5 protein-coding genes are annotated in these 4,602 nt (G+C 66.1%); all 5 read left to right on the top strand.

The features are described from left to right. Window positions 1-828, top strand: an 828-nt coding sequence (locus tag H5T60_11790) for a hypothetical protein (protein ID MBC7243112.1), incomplete at its 5' end; no start/stop codon positions are given. A gap of 7 nt (window positions 829-835) precedes the next feature. Next, window positions 836-1,582 carry a glycosyltransferase family 2 protein gene (locus tag H5T60_11785; GenBank protein ID MBC7243111.1) on the top strand — a complete coding sequence of 249 codons (747 nt, stop codon included), beginning with the start codon at window positions 836-838 and terminating at the stop codon, window positions 1,580-1,582. A gap of 29 nt (window positions 1,583-1,611) precedes the next feature. Continuing rightward, a complete protein-coding gene (locus tag H5T60_11780; GenBank protein MBC7243110.1) occupies window positions 1,612-3,273 on the top strand; it encodes a glycosyltransferase family 39 protein in 1,662 nt (553 codons plus the stop codon). 9 nt (window positions 3,274-3,282) lie between these two features. Beyond that, window positions 3,283-4,359 carry a DUF362 domain-containing protein gene (locus H5T60_11775; GenBank protein MBC7243109.1) on the top strand — a complete coding sequence of 359 codons (1,077 nt, stop codon included), beginning with the start codon at window positions 3,283-3,285 and terminating at the stop codon, window positions 4,357-4,359. A gap of 2 nt (window positions 4,360-4,361) precedes the next feature. After that, window positions 4,362-4,602: FAD-dependent oxidoreductase (locus tag H5T60_11770; GenBank protein ID MBC7243108.1), on the top strand; the 241-nt coding region annotated here is incomplete at its 3' end.

The raw sequence follows: 4,602 nt of genomic DNA, 5'->3' as shown, positions 1-4,602 counted from the left end.
TGGCTGCCAGTAGTGGTTCAGCAGGTGCAGGGGGGCGGCGGAGCCTGGGTCAGCCATGCCGTGGGCCGGCCGGACCTGGCGGTGATGGCGGATACGTTTATCGGCTTCACCATTGGGCCGGCGCGGGCGGAGGTGCCGGCGCTGGTGCGGCGTGCCGCCTACCTGCTCTATGCGCTGGCATTGGCGCTGGCCGGCTGGCGGCTGGCCCGTCCGCGGCCGGCCGAAGCGCCCGAGGTTCTCGACGGCGCAGTGCTGTGCGCGCTGTGGTTCGCCCTGCCGCTGGCAACCGCCTGGCTGGCCTCGCAGGTCAAGCCGCTGTACTCCCTGCGCTATGCGCTCCCGTTCCTGCCGCCCTTCTGCCTGCTGGCGGCCTGGGGTGTGGAAGTGGTGATATCGCGGCATAAGGCCGCCGGCCTGCTCCTGGCCGGCGCACTGCTGGCCTCCAACCTGGCCGGCACCGCGGTGATGACGGAGCTTCCGCAGAAGCCCGACTGGCGGCAGTTGACGGCGACGCTGATCGCGGAAGCACAGGCCGGCGACCTGGTGGTGCCGGAACCCTTCTGGAACGCCAAGCCCCTGCGCTATTATGCCGGCGGCCGGCTGGCGGTGTATGACCTGGCGCCCCTGCCGGCGACGCCGGAGGAAGTACAACGGTGCGTCGAGGAGCTGGGCAGTGTGGAGCGCCGTGTCTGGCTGGTGGAGGATGTGGGGCATTACGGTGACCCGGACAGACTGCTGTATCAGGCGCTGATGGAGCGCGGCCGGCGCGTACGGAGCTTCCGCGCCGCCGGCATCGGGGAAATCACGTTGTTCGAACTGTCGAGATGAGGGCAGTATGGCGGAAGAGCGCGTCGTGATCATCATGCCGGCCTATAACGAGGCGCGCAACATCGGCGCGGTGCTGGCCGAGGTCCGCCGGCAGATGCCGGCGGCGGACATCGTGGTGGTGAACGACCATTCACAGGATGAGACCGCCCGGGTGGCCGCCGAGGCCGGCGCCGTCGTGCTCAACCTGCCCTGCAACCTGGGCTACGGCGGGGCGGTGCAGACCGGTTTCCGCTATGCGGTTGCGCACGGCTACGATTACGGCGTCATCATGGACGCCGATGGCCAGCATAACGCCGGCGACATCCCGGCCCTGCTGGAGGTGGTGCGGCGGGGGGAGGCGGACCTGGCGCTGGGCTCCCGCTTCCTGGGCCGGCTGGAATATCACCCCTCCTGGGCCAAGCGTCTGGGGATGGCGCTGTTCCGCCGGCTGGCTTCCCGCCTGACCGGCCAGCGCATCACCGACCCGACCTCCGGCTTCCAGGCCATGACGCGCGAGGTGATGCAGTTCTTCGCCGAGGACAATTATCCGTCCGATTTCCCGGACGCCGATACCATTATCACGGTGCATTTCGCCGGCTTCCGCATCCAAGAGGTGCCGGTGACCATGCGGGAGCGCCTGAGCGGCCAGTCCATGCACACCACCTGGAAGAGCATCTATTACGTCTTCAAAATGCTCTTCTCCATCTTCATCGTGTGGCTGAGGCAGCGCACCCGCCAGCATGCTCTGCGGCCTAATCATCAGGAGCTGATATGAGGACGGCGCGTCTGACGAGTTCACAGGAAATGACCAGGGCGAAGGCCGGCCCATTGACACGTGAGTGGCCGGCGCTGGCGATTCTGCTCGCCTACGGCGCGATGGCACTGCTCCTTTCGCCGGCGTACAACTGGCCGGTCATCGATTCCTGGGCCTTTGCCTGGAGCGTGCGGCACCTGCTGGAGACCGGCCGGCTGGTCATCGTGGATTGGGGCGCCATGAGTCAGCTCGCGCATCTGGGCTGGGGTCTGCTGGCATCCTGGCTGGCCGGCTTTTCCTTCGGCACGCTGAACGCCTCCACATTCCTGCTGTCCCTGGCGGCAGTGCTGACCAGCTATGCCCTCCTGCGCGAGCTGGGGCTGGATCGGGGGCTGAGCCTGCTGGGGGCCGGCGTCCTGCTGGCCAACCCGGCCTTCGTCCTGCTCTCATACTCGTACATGACCGATGTGCCGTTCCTGGCCTGGATGACGCTGGCGCTGTGGATGTACCTGCGCGGCGTGCGGCGCGGCGGCCTGAGCTGGTACGTGCTGGGGGCAATGTTTGCGGCGCTGGCAGTGCTGGTACGGCAGAACGGCATCGTCCTGCCGGCCGCGCTGGGGGCCTATCTGCTGTGGGAGTGGGCCCGCCGCCGGCATCCCTTCCCCTGGCGCGAGGGGCTGGCCGGCATCCTTCTGCCGGCGCTGGCCCTGCTGGTGCTGATGCTCCTGCCGCGCCTGGGCGTGATGCCGGCGCGCGCCGACATCCTGATGTGGGTGGACCGGGAGCTGACTGTCGGGGAATTGGCCGGCAAGCTGTTCCGGCTACTGCTGTATATGGGACTGTTCCTGCTCCCTGTTACCGCGGCCGCCGGCGTCGGGATGCTGTTTCGCGGTAAGAGATGGAAGGAGGCCTGGAAGCCGGCCCTGCTGACCATCCTGGCCGGCACCGGCGCTGTCTGGCAGTTCTTCCATCCCTTCCGCCTGCCCTATATCGGCATCTGGCGCATGATGCCCTATTATCCGGCGGTCTGGACGCCCTTCGGCACCGGCAGTCCAGGGGAATGGCTGGCCGGCCAACGGGACATGCTCTTCCCCTACCGCTTCTGGGCCGCCATCACCGCACTGAGCTGTGTCGGTGTTGGACTACTGCTGTGGCCGGCCTTGCGCCGGCGGACTTCCGAAGAGGGCTGGCCGGCGGGCCTGCTGTGGCTGGCGGTGATTGCTAACCTGGCGCCGGTGGTGCTTTTCCGCGGCGAGATATACGAGCGCTATCTGCTGGTGGTGCTGGTGCCGACAGCGGCGCTCTTCCTGCGGGCCGTACAGCGGGAGGGAGCGCGGCCGGCCTGGCCGCTGGCCGGCGGACTGCTGGCCCTATATCTCGCCTTCTCCCTGGCGCTGACGGCGGAGTTCATCGGGTGGAACGGGGCCGCCTGGCGGGCCGCCGAACGCCTGGCCGGCCAGGGCATCCCGCTGGAACAGATCGACGGCGGTTTCGCCTGGAATGGGTGGCACTTCGCCGACCGGTTGGGACAGGGAGAGCAGGCGCATCCAGAGGGAGCGCCGGCCTACATGGAGCTGTTCCCTTTTATCACGCGGCAGTATGTGGTTTCTTTCTCGCCCCTGCCGGGGTATCAGGTGGTGGGGGAGGAGCGTTACTGGTCGCCGCTGCGCGGTTCCATTGGGCGGCTGTATATCTTGCATCGAGCACAATAGGGGTGGACAATGACGAAGGTACGTGTCAGCAATGTGCGGGTGGAGGAGAGCGTGCCGGCGGCGGTGCGGGAGGCCATGGAATTGGCCGATTGGCGCCGCTATATCTCCGCCGGCGCGGATGTGGTCATCAAACCCAACCTGGGCTGGGATATGTTCATGCCCGGGTCGGTGACCTCTCCCTGGGTCATCGAGGGTATCATCCAGACCATCCGCGATCACGTGCACAGCATTGCCGTGGTCGAATCGGACCAGGTGCTGGTGGATATTGAGAAGGCCTACCGCATCTCATTTGTGGAGCAGGTCTGCAAGAAGTACAATGTGCCTTTCGTGAACATGTCGAAGGGGCGCTACCGGCGGGTAACGCTGGAGGACGGCCTGGTCCTGCGGCATGTGGATGTGCCGGAGATCTTATTGGGGCGAGAGCTGATCACGGTGCCGGTGATGAAAACCCATGATAAGACGGTATTGACCGGACCCATCAAGAATCAATGGGGCTGTCTGGACAAGGGCCGGCATAATTATCATCTCATCCTGAACGAGGCGCTGGTGGATATCAACCGCGTCTTCCGCCCCCATTTTGCCGTGCTGGATGCAACGGTGGGCATGGATGGGGACGCGCCGAAGTCGGGCCGGCCGCGGGTCATCGGGCGCGTGCTGGCCTCCGGCGACTTTGTGGCGCTGGAAGCGGTGCAGGCCGAGCTGATGGGCTTTGACTCGCGCCGCATCCCGCATATCCAGATGTGCGCCGAGCACGGCCTGGGGGTGGCGGACCTGGAGCAGATCGAGATGGCCGGCGAGGATTACCGCGGCCTGAACTATCACTTTGTGCCGGCCCGGCACAACCTGGTATCACTGGTGGAGCTGACACTGCGCCGCTCCTTCCTGCGGCCGCTGATGTTCGACACGCCGTTGTTCAACGTCTACTGCGCCGGCGCCAAGGTCTGGTACTGGTTCTGGTACTACCTGGGCAGGGGGCGCCGCCTGCGCGATGAGATCCTCGCCCATCCGCTCTACGGGCGGCAGTGGCGGGATGAGACCTGGCAGGAGCCGGCCGCGGAGACCACCGCCGTCGGGGTGATGGAGTGACGATGGGGACCAATTCGGGATATCGGGTGGCGATCATCGGTGGGGGCATCGCCGGCCTGACGGCGGCCTATGAACTGGCGCGCCAGGGCATCGCGGTGACCCTCTATGAGAAAGAACATGTGCTGGGCGGCCTGGCCAGCAGTTTCCCCCTGGACGACGGCTACCTGGAGCGATATTATCATTTCATTTGCCTGAACGACCAAGAGTATTTCCAGATGTTGGCCGAGCTGGGGCTGGAAGACC

The sequence above is a fragment of the Anaerolineae bacterium genome (assembly GCA_014360855.1).
Classification (GTDB): Bacteria; Chloroflexota; Anaerolineae; order JACIWP01; family JACIWP01; genus JACIWP01.
The sequence above is the reverse complement of the archived record's forward strand: the minus strand, read 5'-3'. Positions and strand labels throughout refer to the sequence as shown.

Excerpts from the sequence above, each read along its gene's own strand:
- H5T60_11785 (MBC7243111.1), top strand. The coding sequence starts at position 836 with ATGGCGGAAGAGCGCGTCGTGATCATCATGCCGGCCTATAACGAGGCG.
- H5T60_11775 (MBC7243109.1), top strand. The coding sequence starts at position 3,283 with ATGACGAAGGTACGTGTCAGCAATGTGCGGGTGGAGGAGAGCGTGCCG.
- H5T60_11780 (MBC7243110.1), top strand. The coding sequence starts at position 1,612 with ATGACCAGGGCGAAGGCCGGCCCATTGACACGTGAGTGGCCGGCGCTG.